Below are 255 nucleotides of genomic sequence, written 5' to 3'. Positions count from 1 at the left end.
GCGAGATGGTGCGGCCCTACTAATAAAGGGAAGTACTTATGATCAAACCCACACCGAATCCGCCGAACAATGATCCGGCAATACCTTCCGAACGCATCCCCTCAGCCGCCGACATCCAGGCCACTCCACGCAAACTCTGCAGCATGTTCATCGTCAATCCGCAACTCGATACCGAGACCCTGTTGGCTCACGCCTGCGAGTCACTGGCCTCGGCCAATGTCATGACGATGGATCTGGCGGACCGTACCGAGGGGA

General features: G+C 57.3%; 1 protein-coding gene. It reads left to right on the top strand.

Translation table 11 applies throughout. The features are described 5' to 3' along the window. Positions 1 to 38 precede the first annotated feature (38 nt). A partial coding sequence (locus tag KW849_RS31165) for a DUF6124 family protein (protein WP_218433912.1) occupies positions 39 to 255 on the top strand: 217 nt, incomplete at its 3' end.

The organism is Pseudomonas sp. PDM26 (assembly GCF_019219185.1).
Taxonomy (GTDB): Bacteria; Pseudomonadota; Gammaproteobacteria; order Pseudomonadales; family Pseudomonadaceae; genus Aquipseudomonas.
This window is presented reverse-complemented; position numbering and strand designations above follow the sequence as displayed.